Raw genomic sequence first — 21,682 nt, forward strand, 5'->3', positions numbered from 1 at the left:
GCCATAGCGGGAAAAACAGGGATAGAACAAGGACGGCTACTGGATATGAAAATTATCAGTAATTATAACAGTCATGCTTATTGGGAGCCTTATATCAATGACGACTAATAGTGCAATAAATAGTGCAATAGCAGGACAAACAGGGATTAAACAGGGGCTGCAACTTTGTAAAGTTTGCGGAAATCACTCACCCTATAAAACAGAGATGACACACTGCCCTGTCTGTTTAAGTCGCATTTCTGTGCGCACCAAAAACAGTTTGCAAAAAACCTGGGCATTTTTAATAACCGCCGCTATCTTCATTTTCCCCGCCAATTTATACCCTATTACTTATTTATTAAAAAACAATATACGTTACCCCGATACTATTTTTTCCGGGATATTAAGCTTAATTGAAAGTGATATGCTAATGATTGCAATCATCGTTTTTATTGCTTCAATTGTGGTCCCTATTTTCAAAATAATGGCATTAACCTTTATCCTGCTTGCCATACAATACCGATGGCACTTTAGTCATAGAAAACAGCTTTGGATATTTAATACGGTGGATTGGATAGGAAAGTGGTCAATATTAGATCTTTTTGTTATTTCAATCATGGTGGCGGTATTTGATAAAGGACAGTTACTCTCTGTTTATCCGGGAATAGCGGCTTCTTCATTCACTATAGTGGTGTTAACCACCCTCTTTGCTGCAAACAGTTTCGATACGCGTTTAATTTGGGATGCTAAAAAATAATGAACGAACAAGATTCAAAGACAGAGGCTACCATAGTCAAGTCACAAACAATCTCGCCAATCTGGTTCCTCCCTGCGGTCGCTGCACTTTTGGGTGCCTGGTTTTTATTTCAAAATATTACCCATGCTAATGCGACCATTAAAATACACTTTGAACATGCGGAAAGCATCATAGTTGATAAAACTAAACTGCATTATAAAGGGGTGATCATTGGTACTGTCAAAAAAGTGGAGTTGGATGCCACCAGCGGTGTGAATATTATTGCAGAAATTGAATCTCACGCCAAATTCATGCTTCGTAAGAACACCAAATTTTGGTTAGTTTCACCCAAAGCTTCACTTACCTCCATAACCGGGTTAGACACCCTTTTTTCCGGTAGCTATATTAACCTGCAACGGGGTGAGGGTGAGTATACGACTAATTTTATAGCACAAACAGAGCAGCCTATTAGCATTCCTGAAAACGCACGGCTCATTAATCTGCAAAGTGACAATGCGGGATCGATCAATGTCGGGACCCCCTTATTCTACAAGAATATTAAAGTGGGTGAAGTGGCCGCCATCCGTTTAGAACGATCAGCCCAAGCGGTCAATATTAGCGCATTTGTTGATGGTGACTATAGACATCTGGTCAAAAATAACAGTAAATTCTGGAATATTAGCGGGTTAAGCGCCAATATTTCACCAGCAGGTATCGATATCTCACTCAATAGCATCACCTCCTTAATTGCAGGCGGCATTACCTTTTCCTCCCCTGAAGCAGGTCAAGCACTTAAAAATGATGCTCAATTTCAATTATTTAATAACATTGATGCCAGTAAAACGGGGCTCTCTATAGAACTGATTACCGACAACATTAATAACTTACCAAAAGGTGCCGGTATTTTATTTAAAGGATTGGGTATTGGCAGAATAACGGATATTCAATATTCTATAAAGGATCAGCAATTCGTTGTATCAGCGCTTATTAACCCTCAATTTAGTGACTTGGTAACCGACGGATCGCAATTTTGGATTGAGCAGACATCACTCACCTTTGCAAAAATAAAAAATATTGGCAATGTCATTAAAGGGGATTATATCGCTTTTCAACCCGTTGACAAAAGCCAATTAAAAAGCCGTGAAAAATCCACACGTTTCCTCATTCAGCAGGCAGCGCCGCCCAAGTCGTCGGTCCTTTCTCTGGTGATATTAAGCGAAGATGCTACCGGACTGAACCCGGAAGCACCCATTACTTATCAAGGAATCAAAATAGGGAGAATAACGGCTTTAGATTTTTCACAAAAAGCGGGCTTTATCGCGGTTCACATTGATATTGACCATAGTTATCATCATCTTATCAATAAGCACAGTCAATTTTACCTGCTCAATGGGGTGAATTTCAAAGCTTCCTTAAAGGGGCTAGAGATCCAATCTACCCCCATTGAAAATTTAATTTCCGGTGGCATAGGCTTGTATAATAAAAAAGCGGTAAATAAATCCCAAACAGTCACATTGTTAAATCAAGATCAGTTTTTTAGATTATACCCTTCAAAAGCGCAGGTTAAAGTGGGCCTTAATGTTTTCAGCAAGCCTGGCACTGTCAACATTTTAAGCAGAGAATTACCCTCTGTTAGCGAAGGCTCTCCGGTTTATTATAGAAAACTGCCTATTGGCGAAGTGAGTGATTTTTCTATAGATAATTCGGGTTTAATGCAAACCACCCTGAGCATTAAAGGACAATATAAACATCTTATCAATGACCACAGTGTATTTTGGAATATCAGTGGTTTTAGTGCTGATGCCGGTTTTAGCGGCTTAAAAATACAAGCAGAGTCTTTATTAGCCATTGCAGCAGGCGGCATTGCCGTGGGCCCCGGTGATAGGGAGATAGACAATAAATACAGTAATGGTAAATACAAACTTTTTAGCAACCAGCAGCAGGCAACGACCCCCGCAACATTAATCAGGTTAACCTTTAATCAAGCAAAAGATTTACAAACCGGCAGCAAATTACGCCTTAAAGGATTAGTGGTTGGTGAGGTTATCGACTTAACACTCACATCTCAGCAGAAAGTGCAGGCAACGGTCAATCTTAAACCCGAATTTGCCAAACAAGTGGCATGCAAAGGTAGCCGCTTTTGGATGGTGACAAGTAAAGCGAGCTTATCGGGTGTTAAAAATTTATCAACCTTAGTGACGGGTGCTTATGTTAATGTCTCCCCCGGCAAAGGGATCTTTGAAAAAGATTTTAAGGGTGAAGACGCAGAACCACTTCTGCTACCCAATCAATCCGGATTACGCCTTATTTTGGTGGCAGATAATGCCGGCTCTAGTGACATAAGCAGCCCGGTCTACCACCGCCAAATTCAGATAGGGCAAGTAATTTCAAAACGCTTATCCTATAATGCGTCGGGGGTAGAGATTACCATTAACATCTATCCTAAATACGCCCATTTAATTCGTCAAAATTCAATTTTTTGGCCGGCTTCCGGATTTAACCTAGATATCGGCATCACAGGTGCGGCCTTGAAAGCTAACTCTTTAACCTCTTTAATTAAAGGAGGAATAAGTATGAGCACGCCAGATAACCAATCTTTACAACCTGAGAGTGATCCACTGTCTCGTTTTCAGCTGAAAAATGAAATGCAGAAAGAATGGTTAAATTGGAGATTAGCTATCCCCAGACCTTAGATTTAGAAATAAAAAATTCGGCAACATGTTATACCGTGCGCATCCCTCGCGCGCAATTAAAGGAATTATAATGCACAGTAATACCCGACTCCCGCAGGCGTTTATCGATAAGATGACCGACATTTTACCAAAGCAACTAAAAATAGAAGATTTTATAGCGATTTGCCAACGTCCTCTGCGCCGTGCAATTAGAGTCAATACATTAAAAATATCAGTTGAAAAATTTCAAATAAGAGCCAGAGAGCAGGGCTGGATATTAACGGCGATACCCTGGTGCGCTGAAGGCTTTTGGATTGAACTGCAAGAGGAGTTGACCCCACTTGGCAACAGTGCAGAACACCTTGGTGGTTTGTGCTATATCCAGGAAGCGAGTTCAATGTTACCCGTGGCTGCCCTGTTTCATTTTTTCACCCCCTCGACACAGTCAATAGTCCTTGATGCGGCGGCGGCCCCAGGGTCTAAAACCACGCAAATAGCGGCAAAAATGAACAACAGCGGATTGATTATCGGCAATGAATTTTCTTCCAGCAGGATTAAAATGTTACATGCCAATATTCAACGTTGCGGCATTAAAAACGTGGCCTTGACTCATTTTGATGCCCGAGTATTTGGTAAGTGGTTACCGGATACTTTTGACGCCATTTTATTAGATGCCCCCTGTTCAGGGGAAGGGACTGTCCGTAAGGATAAATATGCCATGAATAATTGGAGTCAATCTTCTATTAACGAGATTGCATCCATGCAGCAAGAATTGATCCTCAGTGCTTTTCACGCACTAAAAGAAGACGGGATTTTAATCTATTCTACCTGCACATTGAGCCACGAAGAAAATCAGAATATTTGTTTTTTCTTGAAAAATAAATTTCCCGAGCATATTGAGTTTTTAGATTTAAAAAATCTATTTCCGAATGCCGAAGAAACCCGCACTGCGGAGGGTTTCTTACATATCTGGCCGCAGGTTTATGACAGTGAAGGTTTCTTTGTAGCGGCCATTAAAAAGACCAAAGCGAGCACGGTTGAACCCGCCGTAAAACGTTTGGGTAAATTTCCTTTTATCAGACCGACCAGACAGAAAGAGCAAGCGCTCTATGACTACTTTAGCAGCCAATTTTCCATTACCAATATCGAAGGTATGTTATATCAGCGCGATCAGGAATTCTGGTTGTTTCCAGATCCTATCAAACCCCTGATTAAGGAGTTGCGATTCTCGCGCTTAGGCATCAAGATTGCCGAAGAATTTGGTAATGGTCGCAAATCAGGCTTTAAAAGCACCCATGAATTTGTCACTTGTTTTGGTGATTCGACAGACGCTCACAAAGTAGAACTCAGCGCTGAACAGGCACAACAATTCTACCAGGGGCGTGATATTAGAGATGTTGACGCTAAGGGCCTTAAAGGCGAAGTCCTGTTAAGTTATCGGGAGCAGGTGATTGGATTAGGTAAATCACTTGATAATCGCATTAAAAACAGTTTACCGCGGGAGTTAATTCGCGATAACAATCTGTTCGTAAAGTAATGCGCTAACGATCTGTTTGTAAACTAGGGTTTGTTGACCTTTGGAGTACAAATTTTGTTCCATCTAAAAGTGTTCTGAGCAAGGCATGCCTCGTTCACATAGTTATTCTATGTAAACGACGCATAACGCAGCGCAGGACGCTTTTAGATGAACCCGAAGGGCAGCATTTGTGGATAGGATCGTATACATTATCGCCTACTTATGTAGAATAACGACAGGTTGCAGGCTCTGCCTTGTATAAAGCACCCACAAATTGCTGCAAAAATGCACACGAAAGGTCAACAGACCCTATACAATAAGGCCTATTGCCCGAGATCTGTGCCGGGCGCTTGCTGCTAATATAAATGTCTATTTAGCGACATTATTTCCCCCTACTTTATAAAGAATCGAGTTATCAAAATGTTATTTATTTTAAAAAAATGGCTCGGGGCTTTGCTGATGCCGCTACCGGTAGTATTAATGTTTTTTTTATTCGCACTTATTTTATTGTTTTTTACACAAAAACAGAAACTCGCTAAATTTAATTTATTAGTGAGTTTTATGCTTTTATTTGTACTCAGTTTTATGCCCGTGTCCGAACAACTGGTGCAGTCATTAGAGTCTAAATATCCGCCTGTTATGCAGCCGGCACAGAACTTCAAATATATTTTAGTATTAGGCTCAGGTGGTATTGCCGATCCCAATTTACCCGTAACGGGGCAATTATCCGCAGTAGCATTAAGTCGATTCGCTGAGGCGTTGCGTTTGTATCACGCCAATCCACAGGCAACCCTGATTGTTTCCGGTGGTAATTTTGGGGATCTTAAATCTCACGCATTATTGATGCAGGAACTGGCAATAACAATGAATATCCCTAAAGGTAGCATTATCCGCTTAGATAACACCTTAGATACCGATGACGAAGCTAAAAAAATGTCGAAAATCATCAAAGGACAATCGGCCGTCTTAGTGACCTCTGCGACGCATATGCCACGCTCAATGGGACTTTTTCATCGATATAATGCATTCCCCACACCTGCGCCGGCTAACTATTTAACAAAAAAAAGCTTGGGAGAAACGCCTTATTATCATTATATCCCCTCATCTGACTACCTTGATAAAACCAAAGTGGCTTGGCATGAATATCTCGGAAAATTACAAAATTTAGTCAAAGAGCAACTTTAAAAATCAAAAAAAGATAAGCATTGCTTATCTTTTTTTAATTCACCGACTTAAGAGTGAAATTTATAATAATGGTGCATTTTGCTTAACAACCGCTTGTGCAACCACCATATGCTCGCCATTAAAAGAGATGGCCGGTGATCCATGGAGTTCATAACCCTGTGCTAATAATTTAGTAATACGTTTACAAAAATCAGCATCATCTTTACCTGTGACTAATTTGTATTTTTGTTCTGACATCTTCATTTCCTTTTTTAATAACAGTATTTTTCTAAAAATAAGCATACTGTTATTCATTAAAAAAGGAAATTAAATGAATTGAAAATGTGAACATCCCGCTTAGATAGGCAAAAACAGAGCAGATTACCCACCCTATTTTAAAGACTGGCTAAGCGATTTTTTAAGGCCGATAAACCTTAACATTGTCAAAACCAGCTTCTTTTAAATACAACGCCTGCAACTTGCTCATGACACCTCGAGCGCAATATAAAAGATAGATTTTATCCTGCGGCAGTGTTTCAAACTGGTTAGATAATTTAAAGAAAGGCAAGTGCTCAATGGTAACCCCCTCAATATCAAGCGGAAACTCTTCAGCTTCATCAAGGGATCGAATATCCAAAATGATTTCGTTTTCTGTAAATTCAGAGACCGACTCAACTTCTAATATTTCTTTGTGTACCGCTTTCTCAATATCACGAATATCTATGGTGGGCGCTTGATCAACAACCTGTTCGATCAGTGACAGATCAAATTTTGCTTCCTGCTTCTCAATTTTACTCATCACCGCTTTGACGGTTGGACGCTGCGAAATAACCCCGCAGTATTCAGGAATAGTTTCAGAAATTTCGGCGGTACCAATAACCCGGGCGCAATCGATAATATCCTGCTTATCGGTCGCAATCAGCGGGCGCAGGATAAGCATATCAGTGACTTTATCGATCACCGATAAATTACGCAGTGTTTGACTGGAAACTTGACCCAAAGCTTCTCCGGTAACCAGTGCCTCGATATCTAAACGTTCAGCAACAAGGGTAGCAGCACGCATCATCATACGCTTTAGAACAACCCCCATTTGACCGTTTTCTACTTTTTCTAAGATTTCTGCGACAACAGGTTCAAAGGGGATTGAAATAAATTTGACCCGATGTGATGAGCCAAAACGATTCCACAACTGATAAGCAACCTGTTTAACGCCTATCTCATGTGCAGCGCCGCCAAGATTAAAGAAGCAGTAATGTACGCGTGAGCCGCGCTTAAGTAACTGATAACTTGAAACGCCGGAATCAAAACCACCGGAAATTAAGGATAAAACAGATTCTTGAGTCCCTAAAGGGAAACCGCCTAAACCAGGATGTTTTTTATCAATAAAGAAAAGTTTTTCGTTATTGATTTCTAAATTGACCGTAATATCCTGCCCTTTTAATTTCACGCCCAGCGCATCGGTATGTTGATTTAAGCCGCCACCTACATAACGTTCAGCATCTATTGATGAGAAATCATGTTTGCCGATGCGTTTAATACGCACACAAAAGGTTTTTCCCGCGAGCGAATCACCCACAATAGCAAGGGTTTGCTCATAAACGTCATGTAAATCTGTAAAGCCCGATTCTGTTACTTCTAAAAAGTGTGCAATACCCGGCGTACTGCTTAATAATAGAATCAGATTCGCTTTATTTTCAGCGCTTTCATTTTCGGTGCGAACAATGATCTTATCCCATTCCAAAATGACTTTAACCTGTTCATCATGACGCATTAATACATTACGGATATTACCCTGTAACATTTTGCTGAAACGATTACGAACAGGACGACTTTTCATCATTATTTCGGGAAAAAGTTTTACGATAAATTTCATTGTGTGATCACTGTGCTGATAAATAAGGTGGCGAACTATAGCAAATAGTTTGACAATATTCACTTCTATTGATCAGGAAAAATAATAGGGACAGGCAAAATGTATCCTTACTGACTGCACCCTTCTATTTTCAACAATTTATGGTAGAAAAATAAAAAAGTATTTTATTTTTCCTGTAAAGCGTTACAACTTATTTCACACTCGCCCAGCTCAGCGGCTATATAGAGCGTATCTCCCGCGACAGTGACCGAAAAATCCATGGTACGTTTGACCAGCTTGGCGAGGGCCTTTATCTGTTCAAAGTTAAACTGATAAACCTCGACATTATTAAGTTTTCCAAAATCCGTTAAAGATTGTTTCCACCAGACAGCTGATTTGCTGTTAAAACTATAAACCTTAACGGCTTTGGCTAAACGTGATGCTTTTTTAATACGTTCAAAGGCCGGCTCGCCGAGATCAATCCATAATAAAAGTTGATCATCTAAGCTTTTTGCCCAGATATCAGGATCATCGGCAACCGACAACCCTTTGGTAAAGCTTAAAAATTCTTGCGCATTAAGACAATATGCCATCACCCGTGCCATCATTCGCTCGAGCGTTTCTGATGGGTGCTGGGCAACGGTTAGATTAAGGGTCTCATAACGATCATTATCAAGATCCGAGAGATTGATATTCATTTTAAAAATGGTGGGTTTCAGTGCCATTATTTTTCCAATTTAAAGAAAAAAGCCACGTTTAAACGTGGCTTTTTATTGTTTATTTTGCGCTTCGCTTATGCAACGGGCATTTTAGCCAGCTCAGCACAGACCAGATCACCAAATTCAGCGGTGCTCACCAGATTGGCTTCGCCTTCTTTCGAAAGATCCGATGTTGAATAACCGTTTTCAAAGACAGCCTGCATAGCAGCCCAAAGGTTTTTTGCCTCTTTATCCAACCCAAAACTCATTTCCAGCATCAGTGCAACTGAACCTATCATTGAATATGGGTTTGCGATACCTTTACCTGCGATGTCCGGTGCACTGCCGTGTGAGGGTTCATAATAAGATTTTTCAGGACCTTTACACGCCGATGGCATTAAGCCTAAAGAGCCTAAAATACCGCCTCCCTGGTCACTTAAAATATCACCAAACATATTTTCCATTACCATCACATCAAACATACCGGGGTTTAAACAAAGGTAGGTGGCGGCAGCATCAACCAGAATATGTTTAACTTCAACTTCCGGATAATTTTTGCTTTCTTCTTCAACAATTTCATTCCACAACACGCTTGATTTTAAGACGTTGGATTTGTGAATATTATGCATCACTTTTTTGCGTTTCATTGAAACTTCGAAGCCTACTTTGACTATCTGACGGATCTGATCTTCGTCATATTCAAGAACTTCACGTACAAAACGTTTGCCGTCTGCATTAATACCCATCTCTTTGTCGCCAAAGTACAAACCACCCACTAATTCGCGGATGATCATAATATCAATACCTTCACCGATAACAGAGGCTTTTAATGGCGAAAAATGTGCCAAACCTTTTGGTAAATAGATCGGACGGAAGTTAGCAAAGGTATTGTAACGACGGCGCAGCGGTAATAACGCACCACGTTCAGGTTGTTCATCAATAGGGATTTTTTTAGAATCTTCGTGATTTAAGCCGATTGTCCCTTTTAGAATCGCATCCGCTTTATCACAAGCCGCTTTGGTTTGATCCGGAAAAGCATTGCCCGTTGCAAAATAAGCAGCCGCACCGAATAAAACATCGTTAAGTTCAAAATTAACAGCTGCGTTACGCTGTTCAACCAGTTTTAATACTTTAACCGCTTCCTGCATTACTTCCGGACCGATACCGTCACCTGCCAGTAATGCAATGTTATATGTTGTCATTTTATTTCCCTAAATAATGAATGTCTTATTTTGTAAAGTATCATAAGTAAAAGCCCCCCTAGTTTCAAATCCAGGAGGGCTTTTTTAGTTAAATTTGTTGGATTTTGTTAGATCAACAGGCAGATTAAACCGGATTTTCAATATCTATAAATTTAACATCAAAATCAAACTCGGCTGCTAACCATTCACCTAGGGCTTTTACGCCATAACGTTCCGTTGCATGATGGCCCGCTGCGTAAAAATGAATGCCCATTTCTCTTGCTATATGCACGGTGCGCTCACAAACCTCCCCGGTAATAAAAGCATCGATGCCCTGCTCAGCGGCAATAGTAATATAATCCTGACCGCCCCCGGTGCACCAGGCAATGCTTTTTATGTCTTTTTTACCGCCATCGATATGCAGGGGTTTACGTGCTAACACGGCTTCAATACGTGCGGATAATTGTTCGGGACTTACCGCCTGTTCAAATTTACCCACTCGAGCGACACAGCGCTTGTCCCATGGCTCTAACGGACGACGGTCAGTAATGCCCAATAATGTTGCCAATTGGGCGTTATTACCCAACTCGGGGTGTACATCAAGCGGTAAATGATACGCATAAAGATTAATCCCGTTATCCATCAATGCCTTGATACGCTTATATTTCATGCCGACTAGCGCTTGCGCTTCCCCTTTCCAAAAAAAACCGTGGTGAACCAAAATGGCATCGGCATTCTCAATAACGGCAAGATCGATTAATGCCTGGCAGGCGGTGACGCCGGTAATTATCTTTTTAACTTCCGGCTTACCTTCCACTTGTAAACCATTTGGACAGTAATCTTTAAACTGATGAATTTCTAAAAATTGATCTAATTTATTGGCAAGTTTTTTATTCTGCATAAGGCGCTCCAGTAGATTAAATATTCATTTTTAAAAAAGTATGACGTTATTCATTCTTCATTCTGCACTGTTCGGGAACAATTGATCTAATTTATTGGCAAGTTTTTTATTCTGTATAAGGCGCTCCAATAGATTAAATATTAATTTTTAAAAAAGTATGACGTTGTTCATTCTGCATTGTTCGCGAACGATAGTCTGTTTTATTTTTCAATCAGATAACGGGTTGGAATAATAAAAGAAAACTGACTGCCCGCCCCTATGGTGCTTTGCACCTTTAATTCACAGCCGTAATGACTCAAGGTATGTTTGACAATAGAGAGACCCAAACCGGAACCGCCGGTGTCTCTGGAACGCGAGCCTTCAACCCGATAGAAACGCTCCGTAAGGCGATGAAGATGCTCTTCAGCAATACCTTCCCCGTCATCAACCACCGAAAAATGCCCGCCGGTTTTACAGGAAAGACGCCAGCGCACGTTAACTGAACCATGCTCGGGCGTATAATTAATGGCGTTATAGATTAAATTTGCCATGACACTGCGTAACTGCATCTCGTCACCCAGTAAATGCAAATTCGAATCTATTTCAAATTTAATGGTTAAAGATTTATTTTTGCCTAATTCAAGCGCTTCACTTTCAATCTGTTTAAGCAAAAAAGGAACATTAACCACTGTCTTTAAATCGATACTGCCCGCGCCTTCTATTTTAGACAAAATCATTATCTGCTCTACCAAAGCACACATACGTTTTGTCTGCTGGTCTAAAATAGCCAGCGTTTTTGATTGTTGCGGACTGTCCACCAGCTGCATATCCAATATTTCAATGTAACCTTGTAATACCGTTAACGGGGTGCGTAATTCATGAGACACGTTGGCCACAAAACGACGACGCATTTCATCCATCTCTCGATAACTGGTCACGTCTCGAACGATCAATAAACGTTTATGTTTTGCGTAGGGCATAACACTGAATTCAAGTAATTTATCAGGGTGAATAGGAGAGGGTAACTCTAATAACTCAGAAGCATCATCACGTTTTAAAAATGCCAAAAATTCAGGATCAGGTACTAGGGAGGTAATATGCTCTCCGGAGACCTCTTTACGAGAGAAACCCGAGTTGTCGGTTCGCTTAAAACCTAATTGAAATTGTGCCAAACGATTAGACCAAACAATGCCCCCGCTTTTTGCATAAACTATCACCCCATCGGAAAGTGCTTCTGAGCCTTCACTAAAACGGCGAATGATACTGGCAAGATCATTACGACGTTTGCGATGCCTTTGCTGCATATTATGAAGACCGTTAAATGCATGTTGCCAGTCTAATTTACCCTTGGGCAGAATGATGCTTTTATCAAACCATAACCAGTTATTTAATTTTCGCAGGTAATAATAATGCCACACAATATGAGCAAACAAGGAAACCAGCAATAAATCTTTTAAACAATGAAAAACAACACCAAAAATAATGATTGGGGCATAAAAAACAGACAATGCGATAATTTGATGTTTTGTGGTAAAAGGTTTCAAAGTAATGACTCTATTAATATAATTGTCTGATTTTCAAGTGTTCCCAAAACGCTTCGAAGCGCAAAATCAGCATTGCGAGCCGTGGATAGTTTATGCCCTTAAAGTGATTCCAAATCGCTACGTCATCACTCGACATGAGGGTTGAGGTTACCTTAACTGCGGACTGAAAAGCGATAACCGGCACCGCGTACGGTTTGGATTAAATGGTCATGATCTGCTAAGGCTTTACGCAATCGTCTAATGTGCACGTCTACGGTACGGTCTTCAACATAGACATTGGTGCCCCATACGTTATTAAGCAATTGCTCACGACTGTAAACACGTTCCGGGTGAGTCATAAAAAAATGCAATAAATTAAACTCCGTTGGTCCCATATTCAATGCTTGATCGGCCAGTGAAACACGATGAGAGACCGGATCAAGTTTCAGCTCATTGAAGGATAATTCATCATCGAGAGAGGTTGGATTGACACGTCGCATCACTGTTTTTAATCGTGCCATCAATTCTTTCGGCGAAAAGGGTTTAGTCACATAATCATCGGCGCCATTTTCCAGGCCCCTGACTTTATCTTGCTCTTCGCCCCGAGCAGTCAACATAACGACCGGGATAGAGCGTAAAATATTATCTTGTTTAAGGTGGCTCAGTAATTTTATGCCACTGCCGCCCGGAAACATCCAATCCAGTAAAATCAAATCGGGATAGGGTTCGTGTAATTGATTTAATGCACTTTGATAGGTATCAGCTTCGATGCACTCATAACCATGCTGGTCTAATACAAAACATAACATATCGCGGATTGCGACTTCATCTTCTACAACTAATATACGACTCGCCATTTGCTACTACCTATCTGCTGTGAGTAATGGTTAGAAACCACTTTGATTTAACCATTATTGCTGTACATTATGACAGTTATATTACAATCCTTCATTATTTGTCACAAATTTGCAATAAAAGCATTATCATGCAAAAAAAACACAACACTTACCGATTTCCTTAAAATCATTTACACTTGCACCCAAAATACCGGAAGATGCAGATTCAGCATCTGTAAGTCATTTGGGACTAACTCTCTTTATCTCTCTATCACTAAGGTGCATTACATGTTTTTCAAAAACCTACAAGTTTACCGTTTTACCCGCCCCCTTGAACAAGACGTTGATACATTAGAAAGAAATCTTGAAGAATTTAAATTCAACCCCTGTGGAAGCCAGGATATCTCTAAACTAGGCTGGGTCTTCCCAATGGGGAAATCGGGCTCAATGTATACTCACCTTGCCAACAAGCAAATCCTGATTTGCCTGAAAAAAGAGGAAAAAATGTTACCTGCAGGGGTCATAAAAGATCAACTGAATGAACGCGTTGAGGCGATTGAACTTGAACAGGGCCGAGCCCTGAAGAAAAAAGAAAAAGACAGTTTAAAAGAAGAGATTGTAATGCAGTTGTTACCACGGGCATTTAGTCGGACTTCACAAACCTTTGCCTGGATCGATCCTGAAGCTGACATGTTATATGTTGACGCATCCAGCACCCGCAAGGCTGAGGAGCTTATTTCCTTACTGCGAAAAACATTAGGCAGTTTGCCCGTTGTCCCTATTCAACTTAAAAACCAAGCCGATGTGATCATGACCGATTGGTTAAACGAAGGTAATATCCCCGCTAACTTTGCATTAGAAGATGAGGCCGAATTATGCTCGGCGTTAGAAGGAGGTGGTATTATTCGCTGTAAACAGCAGGACTTATTATCCGATGAAATAAAAAACCATTTATCCGCTGATAAGTTTGTGACTAAACTCGCCCTGTGCTGGGCAGACAGTATCTCCTTTATTATCGGCGAAGAATTTGCGCTTAAACGCATTAAATTTGCCGATGTATTGCAGGAACAAAATGAAGATATCGATAAAGATGATTTTGCTGCTCGCTTCGACGCTGATTTCGCGCTGATGACGGGAGAAATAAAACAGCTAATTCCGGCTGTGCTTGAGGCTTTTGGCGGCGAGCAAAGCCTTTAATTATATCAGATAGGCAAAGAGACAGTCACAACTGAGCATTAGCTTGCAGGTCAATGCCTCTCTCTGCCTCAGCTTAAAATTAAAACCCTTTGATATTTAACCACAAAATATCGAAGGTTTTTTATCCTTAATCCTCAAGAAATGAAAAAATTCTGTTAATATCTTCGGCTACACAATCCCCTAAACTTTTCAAAGAGTCGAATGATATGAGTGTTTCAATTTTTGGCAGTGCAAAAACCAACAGTGCGACAAAAGCCCTTCTTTTAGGATCCGGCGAACTGGGTAAAGAAGTTGCGATTGAACTGCAACGCTTTGGTATTGAAGTCATTGCGGCTGACAGTTACGAAAATGCACCGGCAATGCAAATAGCACATTCATCCTATGTTGTCAGTATGTTAGATGGCGAAAAATTAGCGACAATTATTCGTGCCGAAAAACCTGATTTTATTATTCCGGAAGTAGAAGCAATCGCCACGGAGTCATTACTTGCCTTAGAAGCAGAAGGTTTTAATGTGGTACCCACAGCGCGTGCGGCAAAACTCACCATGGACCGAGAAGGTATTCGCCGCCTTGCGGCCGAAACCTTAAGTATAAAAACCTCACCCTATATATTTGCAGACAGCAAAGAAGAATACTTATCGGCGATCGAGAAAATAGGCACACCTTGTGTGATTAAACCCGTCATGAGCAGTTCAGGTAAGGGCCAAAGTGTTGTAAAAAGCGCTGCCGATGTAGACAACGCATGGGACTACTCTCAAGTTGGCGGGCGCAGCGGTGCAGGTCGGATCATTATCGAAGGCTTTGTGCCCTTTGATTATGAAATCACGCTATTAACTGTGAATGCCGTTGACGGTATTCATTACTGCGCCCCTATTGGTCACCGTCAGGAAGACGGTGATTACCGAGAGTCCTGGCAACCACAAGCAATGTCAACGGTGGCGTTGCAGCGTGCACAGGATATCGCTAAAAAAATAGTCACGGAACTGGGGGGATATGGTTTATTCGGTATGGAGTTTTTTGTCAAAGGCGATCAGGTTTATTTTAGCGAAGTCTCCCCTCGCCCGCATGATACCGGATTAGTTACCTTAGTGTCGCAGGATGCTTCAGAGTTTGCGTTGCACGTGCGTGCCATTTTGGGTTTTCCTATTGGTCGTATTATTCAATATGGGCCCAGCGCATCAAGTGTTATTTTAGGCAATGGTCTATCCGATAATATTAAATTTGCCAATCTGGATAAAGCACTTGGCAGCGTCGCCGGTGCGCAAATTCGATTATTTGCCAAACCTGATATCAATGGTCAGCGACGTTTAGGTGTCGCCATTGCACGTGGTGAAACAGTTGAACAAGCCGTTGATAATGCCAAGACTGTCTCGAATAAGGTTAATATTATTTATTAAATAACGCCGCTGAAATTTGTCTTCAGTATATTTGTCTCCAGTAAAAAAAAGGTAACTTCGGTTACCTTTTTTTATGCTTCCACCCTCACAAAACAGATCCAGCGGTTAAAAAAAGCACAGTTTTAGCATAAAAAACTTGAAAAATGACACAATTACCATTACTGTTGTTTTATACAGTGTTTTTAAATACAGGTGTTTATATGTTATCTAACTACATGCAAGCCAAAAATGAAATCAACTCAGCAGATAATGAATCACAACAATTAAGCCGCAAAAACTACCTCAATGTCAGTTATAATTTAGCGAACTATCATGCATTATTAGCTCATATGAATAATGATCAGGATCAACGTTGGATATTATTTATCGCCCCTCCCGGCAAGCCCAATTTTAGTTTTTTACAACGCTCAGGTATTCATAAAAGTCGCGTATTGACACTTGATGCCCATAAAGTAAAAGATTCACTCACACTGCTTAAAAGCACACTGCAAAGTAACAACTATTCAACCGTTATAACCTGGTTAAGTGAAATTGATAAAACACTGCAGCGTGAATTACAGGATTATTGCAAGGCAAGTAGCACAAACTGCTTTGTTTACTGTAAACAATAAGATCAACTTTCTAACATTTGTTAACCCCAAACTACTTGAAGATGCGGAGTCAGCGTTTCACCCGGATCCTAGAACAAGACGTAACCTGATGAGAAAGGTTATTCCCTTCTCAAGGGTTAAACGCAGTGCTAGCTTTCGGGCTAATCTCTCGAAGGGCACAAGGCGATAAACGCTGAAAGATGTTGTTAGAAGCCTTTCATTTAGCATAACGATATCATCATCTATCGTCTTACTGATTACTGCATCTTCCTGTTATTTGGGGTTATAATACGGATAATTTTATAGAATAGGTCGCCATAATATGTATAACTACTGTGAAAAAACCAAAAAATTAATCAATCTTATCGGCAGCGGCAATGCCGCTTATGTCCCGAAAGCTATTACTTGTGCGATTAACACGCTGGATAAAATTGCTGCGAATAAAAACTTACCGGAAAATGTTAGAGAAGAGGCCGCTTATGCGGCCGCCAACCTGTCACTCAGTGATTACAAAGACGATTAAAAACACAGATTCAGGTGCAAGATAACTTAAGCTAGAAAGCTGAAAGCTAGAAAGCTAGAAAGCTAGAAAGCTCGGAAACTCGAAGCTCGAAAACTTTTTGGGGGTTGGGAAATATTCACTTGAGCAGATATTTATTTAATAAAATGGCGATAATCAGAGGGAATCGCCATTTTTTTCATTTAGAAGTGTCACTGCTATGCTATCAAATGGGCTCTGTAAGAAGTTTTATACTTCAACCTCAAGCATACGTGCTATACGATCTTCTTCCTCCTCACGTGCCGCGCTGATTTCACTTAGAATATTATCAACATCGGTTATTTCATCACTTTCTACAAACTTACCCGTTAGCACAACGTCACTTTTCAACTCGCCAGCTTCATATAAGGCCCAGATTTCTTCCGCATACTTGCTTTCTTTGAGCGTGGGGGCAAATTGAGCATAATAAGTGGTCATATTATTGACATCGCGAAATAACATTCGTTTGGCATTATTATTTCCGGCTGCGTCAACGGCTTGAGGTAAATCGATGATCACAGGTCCCCACTCATCAACTAACACATTAAATTCTGATAAATCACCGTGAATAATGCCAATGTTCAACATGCGGACAACAGAATTCATAATTTCCAAATGATCATCTAATGCCTGCTCTTCCGGCATGCTGACATCATTAAGACGTGGCGCGGCAAACCCCTCTTCGTCAGTGATCAAATCCATTAATAGAACGCCTTCAAAACAGCCGTAGGGTTGCGGTACGCGTACGCCTGCATCGGATAATTTGTATAAAGCCTCTACTTCAGCATTCTGCCAGACTTTTTCCTGTTCCCCGCGTCCAAATTTCGATCCTTTTTCCATTGCACGGGCGCGACGACCATTGCGAACCTTGCGCCCTTCGTTGTATAAAACGGCTTGTTTGAAACTGCGTTTACTTGCCTCCTTGTACACTTTAGCGCAACGCACATGCTCACCACATTGCACCACAAAAACGGTTGCTTCTTTACCACTCATTAATTGGCGTAATACCTTATCAACTAAACCATCGTCAACAAGAGGTTGTATTCTTTTAGGTGTTTTCATATTTTTTTTACATTCTCTTATTGTTAATAATTGATTTCAGTATGATAGCATTTAGCTTGATGTCGTTTGTTTGTTGGAGACCGGTGCCTGTTATAGGCCGTATTGAAAACTAACGTCCAGATCAAAGAGTAGACCTCTCTATTATGCGGGTTGTCCCTGGTTATTATTGACAGACTATTAATAACTTTCCCTAGCCTTTTAATGTTACGCTTTTTGCTTACATTGATTGCTTGAAATTCAACAAAAATCCACCACTTTCCATTTTACGCTGCGCAGCCGTTTAATAAGCCGGCACTGCGGATTTTATCATTTACAGACTAAGCAACTTTTTGCAAGCAATGTAAACTGGCTGTCATTATACTTATACCCGCACATATTGACTAAAAAAATGAACCAAAAATTTCGCCATTATCATTAAGGTCCTGTCTACGAGCAGATAAGTGTAACATCGATAGCAGTACCCTGCAGTTAAAATCAGCGATACCTTCACTGTTTTGAAATTAATTAGCGGCTTGCGTTTGACTTCTCGCCACGTCACGGTAACCTTGAAAAAAATAGTCACTGTTGAGACATAAATGGCCTTAAAAAAACCCGAAAATATGCATTATGAAGAAGCTATCGCTGAACTAGAAAATATTGTCAATCATTTAGAAGCGGGTGATTTAGCTTTAGAAGATGCTTTAAAACAATTTGAACGGGGCATTGCATTAGCACGTAGCAACAACCAAAAACTTCAAAAAGCACAGCAGCAAGTTAACATATTAATGCAGCAAGACGCTCAGGCACCACTTCAAGAATTTAACAATGAGTAAATCATATTGTTAAAAAGTGCATTATTTTTGTAATAATTCACTTTTTTCCTGTTGTTATCCTATTAACTTTCAATTCACACAACTATAAAACCCTATGACACAACTTGCAGAAACTCTGAATCAATATCAGCAACGTGTTGATAAAAAATTAAATCAATATATAAATATCACCCACCCTATCTCCCCTTTATTGAATGAAGCTATGGTGTACGGGGCTTTATTAGGCGGCAAACGCGTTCGACCATTCTTGGTTTACGCCGTTGGTGATATGTTGGGCTGTTCATTGCAGTCCTTAGATCCGCTGGCGGCGGCGATTGAATGTATTCATGCTTACTCATTGATTCATGACGATCTTCCGGCGATGGATGATGATGATCTGCGGCGCGGGCAGATGACTTGCCATAAAAAATTTGATGAAGCAACGGCGATTCTTGCGGGTGATGCATTACAAACCTTAGCCTTTGATATAATATCAATGCCAAACAAGGCAATAACAGCACAAGTACAACTAAAAATGGTAAATTTTTTAGCTAAAGCGGCAGGTGATCATGGTATGTGCGCCGGACAAGCGTTAGACTTAGCTGCTGAAAATCAATCGGTTAATTTAGCAAGCCTAGAAAAAATACACCGAGCAAAAACAGGGGCTTTGATAAAAGCGGCTATTCAATTGGCAGCGATCAGCAAAAGTAATTTACACGCAGATCATTTTCAGCTATTAAATACTTTTGCGGACGCAATCGGTTTGGCATTTCAGGTACAGGATGATATTTTAGACATTATCGGTGATACACAAACTCTGGGGAAACCGCAGGGTTCTGATCTTGCTCTTCATAAATCAACCTACCCGGCACTATTAGGTTTAGAAGAAGCACAAAATAAAGCACAAGCACTTTGCCAGAAGGCACAACTGGCTTTATCACAATTACCTTATAATACAGAATTGCTATCAAAATTTGCACAATACATCATCGCGCGCGATAGATAGACAATATCTACATTCATTAAAATTACCAAGAAAAACATTGAGTAATTTTTTATTATTTTCTCTATAAACGACTGAAGCTTATGCCATTGGATTTAAAAAATTACCCATTGCTTACCAACATTAATTATCCAGAGGATTTGCGGTTATTAAAAAAAGAGCAATTACCGGCTTTTTGTGATGAATTACGTTCATTTCTTCTAAATACTGTCAGTCAAACCAGCGGTCATTTAGCGTCCGGTTTGGGTGTTGTTGAATTAACGGTTGCGCTGCATTATGTTTACCGCACGCCTTTTGATAACCTTATTTTCGATGTTGGCCATCAAGCATACCCGCATAAAATTTTAACAGGTCGGCGCGATAAAATGGGCAGTATCCGCACCCTTAAAGGGTTACACCCCTTTCCATGGCGTGAAGAAAGTGAATATGATGTGTTAAGCGTTGGTCACTCCTCTACATCAATTGGGGCCGCTTTAGGCATGTCAATTGCTGCCGAAAAAGAACAACAAGGCCGCAAAGTAGTCGCCGTTATTGGTGACGGCGCCATTACCGCAGGAATGGCATTTGAAGCCTTAAATCACGCAGGTTCATTGCACAATGATATGCTGGTAGTGTTAAATGATAACGAAATGTCAATTTCTGAAAATGTCGGCGCTTTAAATAACCATTTAGCAAAAATACTCTCCGGTGATATTTATACTCAGCTTCGAGAAGGCAGTAAAAAAGTACTTTCTAACATCCCTCCCGTTAAAGAGCTGGCCAAAAGAACAGAAGAGCACCTTAAAGGGATGATCTCACCTGCGACCATATTCGAAGAGTTTGGTTTTAACTACATAGGACCGATGGACGGCCATAACGTCCTCGATTTAGTGGACACGTTACGTAATATGCGCGCCCATAGCGGTCCGCAATTTTTACATGTGATGACTAAAAAAGGTAAAGGGTATAAACAGGCTGAGCTTGATCCTATTAAATACCACGCGGTGCCAAAATTCACACCGGATCAAGATCTTCCAAAATCGCCACCCAGCTCTGCTACTTTTTCACAGATATTTGGAGATTGGTTAAATGATATGGCCGATCAGGATGATAAACTGACGGCAATTACCCCGGCAATGCGTGAAGGCTCGGGTATGGTGAGCTTTTCAAAACGGCATCCTGACAAGTATTACGATGTGGCTATTGCAGAGCAGCATGCTGTCACATTGTCTGCCGGCATGGCGATTGCCGGATTAAACCCTGTTGTTGCTATTTACTCAACTTTTTTACAACGCGCCTATGACCAACTTATCCATGACGTTGCTATTCAAAATCTAGGGGTGTTATTTGCCATAGACAGAGCCGGTATTGTGGGTGCAGACGGTCCAACGCATCAGGGTGTTTTTGATTTAACCTTTTTACGCTGCATTCCTAATCTGATTGTGATGACGCCGTCCGATGAGCAAGAGTGTCGGAATATGCTTTATACCGGTCATCTGCTCAATCAGCCTGCTGCGGTCAGATATCCACGCGGCACCGGAACCGGGGTCGAGATAGACAAACAGATGAGCAGGTTAACTATTGGTAAAGCTAAGGTGGTAAAAGAAGGAAAAGATCTTGCCATCTTATGTTTTGGAACCTTTTTAAATGAAGCCTATCCCGTCGCAGAAAAACTGAATGCAACTCTGGTTGATATGCGTTTTGTTAAACCCCTCGATAAGGAGCTGCTTAATAATCTCGCGGGCACCCACAAACACTTTGTCACCCTCGAAGAAAATAGTATTGCCGGTGGTGCAGGCTCTGCAGTCAATGAATACTATATGAGTCAGAAAATAAATACCCCCGTTTTAAATCTAGGTATACCCGACAGGTTTATTGAACAGGGAACGCAACAGGAAATATATACACTGCTTGAGCTCGATAGTGCTGGCATAGAGAAGCAAATCGTCAGCTACTATAATATCAAATAAACGACAAGGAGAATAATCCTGCAGGTTAATATGAGCCCTCCTGCCTTGCCAGTTTGGCCGTGAGAATAATAATAACCTGCAACTGAGACTCTGTTAGAGTCAATTTATCTTAACAATG

The 21,682-nt window shown here is 40.7% G+C and carries 19 protein-coding genes; 11 read left to right on the forward strand and 8 right to left on the reverse strand.

Annotated features, from left to right (window positions below):
• Nucleotides 1-97 precede the first annotated feature (97 nt).
• From CXF72_RS16380 to CXF72_RS16400, 4 genes are all read left to right on the forward strand, one after another.
• A complete protein-coding gene (locus tag CXF72_RS16380; RefSeq protein WP_101040644.1) occupies nucleotides 98-736 on the forward strand; it encodes a paraquat-inducible protein A in 639 nt (212 codons plus the stop codon).
• A complete protein-coding gene (locus tag CXF72_RS16385) occupies nucleotides 736-3,408 on the forward strand; it encodes an MlaD family protein (RefSeq protein ID WP_101040646.1) in 2,673 nt (890 codons plus the stop codon). Before CXF72_RS16380 ends, CXF72_RS16385 begins: the two co-directional genes overlap by 1 nt.
• 70 nt (nucleotides 3,409-3,478) lie before the next feature.
• On the forward strand, nucleotides 3,479-4,924 hold the full coding sequence (rsmF, locus tag CXF72_RS16390) for a 16S rRNA (cytosine(1407)-C(5))-methyltransferase RsmF (RefSeq protein WP_101040648.1): 1,446 nt from the start codon (nucleotides 3,479-3,481) through the stop codon (nucleotides 4,922-4,924).
• A gap of 399 nt (nucleotides 4,925-5,323) precedes the next feature.
• Complete coding sequence (locus tag CXF72_RS16400) at nucleotides 5,324-6,088, forward strand: ElyC/SanA/YdcF family protein (protein WP_101040650.1); 765 nt, start codon at nucleotides 5,324-5,326, stop codon at nucleotides 6,086-6,088.
• A gap of 60 nt (nucleotides 6,089-6,148) precedes the next feature.
• Here the strand turns inward: CXF72_RS16400 and CXF72_RS16405 are convergent, their stop codons facing one another.
• The 7 genes from CXF72_RS16405 to phoB form a co-directional block, all read right to left on the reverse strand.
• Nucleotides 6,149-6,325, reverse strand: a complete 177-nt coding sequence (locus tag CXF72_RS16405; protein WP_232785009.1) for a DUF1737 domain-containing protein — start codon at nucleotides 6,323-6,325, stop codon at nucleotides 6,149-6,151.
• Nucleotides 6,326-6,485: 160 nt separating this feature from the next.
• Nucleotides 6,486-7,940, reverse strand: coding sequence for a tRNA uracil 4-sulfurtransferase ThiI (thiI, locus tag CXF72_RS16410; protein ID WP_101040652.1), 1,455 nt, complete (start codon nucleotides 7,938-7,940; stop codon nucleotides 6,486-6,488).
• Between the two features lie 164 nt (nucleotides 7,941-8,104).
• Nucleotides 8,105-8,644 carry a YaeQ family protein gene (locus CXF72_RS16415; protein ID WP_101040653.1) on the reverse strand — a complete coding sequence of 180 codons (540 nt, stop codon included), beginning with the start codon at nucleotides 8,642-8,644 and terminating at the stop codon, nucleotides 8,105-8,107.
• Between the two features lie 68 nt (nucleotides 8,645-8,712).
• Nucleotides 8,713-9,819, reverse strand: coding sequence for a 3-isopropylmalate dehydrogenase (leuB, locus tag CXF72_RS16420; protein WP_101040655.1), 1,107 nt, complete (start codon nucleotides 9,817-9,819; stop codon nucleotides 8,713-8,715).
• Between the two features lie 124 nt (nucleotides 9,820-9,943).
• Nucleotides 9,944-10,699 carry a Nif3-like dinuclear metal center hexameric protein gene (locus CXF72_RS16425; RefSeq protein WP_101040656.1) on the reverse strand — a complete coding sequence of 252 codons (756 nt, stop codon included), beginning with the start codon at nucleotides 10,697-10,699 and terminating at the stop codon, nucleotides 9,944-9,946.
• A gap of 200 nt (nucleotides 10,700-10,899) precedes the next feature.
• The gene (gene phoR / locus CXF72_RS16430; protein WP_101040658.1) at nucleotides 10,900-12,222 is read right to left on the reverse strand and encodes a phosphate regulon sensor histidine kinase PhoR; all 1,323 of its coding nucleotides are present in this window, start codon (nucleotides 12,220-12,222) and stop codon (nucleotides 10,900-10,902) included.
• Nucleotides 12,223-12,374: 152 nt separating this feature from the next.
• Entirely contained in the window at nucleotides 12,375-13,058 is a 684-nt protein-coding gene (gene phoB / locus CXF72_RS16435; protein ID WP_101040660.1) for a phosphate regulon transcriptional regulator PhoB, read from the reverse strand.
• Nucleotides 13,059-13,325: 267 nt separating this feature from the next.
• On the opposite strand from phoB, the gene rdgC reads away from it, so the two are divergent.
• From rdgC to CXF72_RS16455, 4 genes are all read left to right on the forward strand, one after another.
• On the forward strand, nucleotides 13,326-14,234 hold the full coding sequence (gene rdgC / locus CXF72_RS16440) for a recombination-associated protein RdgC (protein WP_101040662.1): 909 nt from the start codon (nucleotides 13,326-13,328) through the stop codon (nucleotides 14,232-14,234).
• Nucleotides 14,235-14,440: 206 nt separating this feature from the next.
• The gene (gene purT, locus CXF72_RS16445) at nucleotides 14,441-15,631 is read left to right on the forward strand and encodes a formate-dependent phosphoribosylglycinamide formyltransferase (protein ID WP_198552634.1); all 1,191 of its coding nucleotides are present in this window, start codon (nucleotides 14,441-14,443) and stop codon (nucleotides 15,629-15,631) included.
• 200 nt (nucleotides 15,632-15,831) lie between these two features.
• Nucleotides 15,832-16,242: a SulA-like leucine-rich domain-containing protein gene (locus CXF72_RS16450; protein ID WP_101040664.1), complete on the forward strand. Its 411-nt coding sequence runs from the start codon at nucleotides 15,832-15,834 to the stop codon at nucleotides 16,240-16,242.
• 301 nt (nucleotides 16,243-16,543) lie between these two features.
• Nucleotides 16,544-16,744, forward strand: coding sequence for a YaeP family protein (locus CXF72_RS16455; RefSeq protein WP_101040666.1), 201 nt, complete (start codon nucleotides 16,544-16,546; stop codon nucleotides 16,742-16,744).
• A gap of 225 nt (nucleotides 16,745-16,969) precedes the next feature.
• On the opposite strand, the gene CXF72_RS16460 is transcribed toward CXF72_RS16455, so the two are convergent.
• Nucleotides 16,970-17,821 (reverse strand): PA4780 family RIO1-like protein kinase, encoded by an 852-nt coding sequence (locus CXF72_RS16460; RefSeq protein ID WP_101040667.1) that lies wholly within the window; start codon nucleotides 17,819-17,821, stop codon nucleotides 16,970-16,972.
• Nucleotides 17,822-18,396: 575 nt separating this feature from the next.
• On the opposite strand from CXF72_RS16460, the gene xseB reads away from it, so the two are divergent.
• From xseB to dxs, 3 genes are all read left to right on the forward strand, one after another.
• On the forward strand, nucleotides 18,397-18,633 hold the full coding sequence (gene xseB, locus CXF72_RS16465) for an exodeoxyribonuclease VII small subunit (RefSeq protein WP_101040669.1): 237 nt from the start codon (nucleotides 18,397-18,399) through the stop codon (nucleotides 18,631-18,633).
• 94 nt (nucleotides 18,634-18,727) lie between these two features.
• Nucleotides 18,728-19,618, forward strand: a complete 891-nt coding sequence (ispA, locus tag CXF72_RS16470) for a (2E,6E)-farnesyl diphosphate synthase (protein ID WP_101040671.1) — start codon at nucleotides 18,728-18,730, stop codon at nucleotides 19,616-19,618.
• Nucleotides 19,619-19,698: 80 nt separating this feature from the next.
• Entirely contained in the window at nucleotides 19,699-21,564 is a 1,866-nt protein-coding gene (gene dxs, locus CXF72_RS16475) for a 1-deoxy-D-xylulose-5-phosphate synthase (protein ID WP_101040673.1), read from the forward strand.
• The last annotated feature ends 118 nt before the right edge of the window (nucleotides 21,565-21,682 follow it).

Source organism: Psychromonas sp. MB-3u-54 (assembly GCF_002836415.1).
In the GTDB taxonomy this organism is placed as follows: Bacteria; Pseudomonadota; Gammaproteobacteria; order Enterobacterales; family Psychromonadaceae; genus Psychromonas.

Excerpts from the sequence above, each read along its gene's own strand:
- CXF72_RS16415 (WP_101040653.1), bottom strand. The coding sequence starts at position 8,644 with ATGGCACTGAAACCCACCATTTTTAAAATGAATATCAATCTCTCGGAT.
- thiI (WP_101040652.1), bottom strand. The coding sequence starts at position 7,940 with ATGAAATTTATCGTAAAACTTTTTCCCGAAATAATGATGAAAAGTCGT.
- CXF72_RS16455 (WP_101040666.1), top strand. The coding sequence starts at position 16,544 with ATGTATAACTACTGTGAAAAAACCAAAAAATTAATCAATCTTATCGGC.
- leuB (WP_101040655.1), bottom strand. The coding sequence starts at position 9,819 with ATGACAACATATAACATTGCATTACTGGCAGGTGACGGTATCGGTCCG.
- CXF72_RS16405 (WP_232785009.1), bottom strand. The coding sequence starts at position 6,325 with ATGTCAGAACAAAAATACAAATTAGTCACAGGTAAAGATGATGCTGAT.
- phoB (WP_101040660.1), bottom strand. The coding sequence starts at position 13,058 with ATGGCGAGTCGTATATTAGTTGTAGAAGATGAAGTCGCAATCCGCGAT.
- CXF72_RS16380 (WP_101040644.1), top strand. The coding sequence starts at position 98 with ATGACGACTAATAGTGCAATAAATAGTGCAATAGCAGGACAAACAGGG.
- CXF72_RS16400 (WP_101040650.1), top strand. The coding sequence starts at position 5,324 with ATGTTATTTATTTTAAAAAAATGGCTCGGGGCTTTGCTGATGCCGCTA.
- rdgC (WP_101040662.1), top strand. The coding sequence starts at position 13,326 with ATGTTTTTCAAAAACCTACAAGTTTACCGTTTTACCCGCCCCCTTGAA.
- dxs (WP_101040673.1), top strand. The coding sequence starts at position 19,699 with ATGCCATTGGATTTAAAAAATTACCCATTGCTTACCAACATTAATTAT.
- CXF72_RS16450 (WP_101040664.1), top strand. The coding sequence starts at position 15,832 with ATGTTATCTAACTACATGCAAGCCAAAAATGAAATCAACTCAGCAGAT.
- ispA (WP_101040671.1), top strand. The coding sequence starts at position 18,728 with ATGACACAACTTGCAGAAACTCTGAATCAATATCAGCAACGTGTTGAT.
- CXF72_RS16385 (WP_101040646.1), top strand. The coding sequence starts at position 736 with ATGAACGAACAAGATTCAAAGACAGAGGCTACCATAGTCAAGTCACAA.
- CXF72_RS16425 (WP_101040656.1), bottom strand. The coding sequence starts at position 10,699 with ATGCAGAATAAAAAACTTGCCAATAAATTAGATCAATTTTTAGAAATT.
- purT (WP_198552634.1), top strand. The coding sequence starts at position 14,441 with ATGAGTGTTTCAATTTTTGGCAGTGCAAAAACCAACAGTGCGACAAAA.
- rsmF (WP_101040648.1), top strand. The coding sequence starts at position 3,479 with ATGCACAGTAATACCCGACTCCCGCAGGCGTTTATCGATAAGATGACC.
- xseB (WP_101040669.1), top strand. The coding sequence starts at position 18,397 with ATGGCCTTAAAAAAACCCGAAAATATGCATTATGAAGAAGCTATCGCT.
- CXF72_RS16460 (WP_101040667.1), bottom strand. The coding sequence starts at position 17,821 with ATGAAAACACCTAAAAGAATACAACCTCTTGTTGACGATGGTTTAGTT.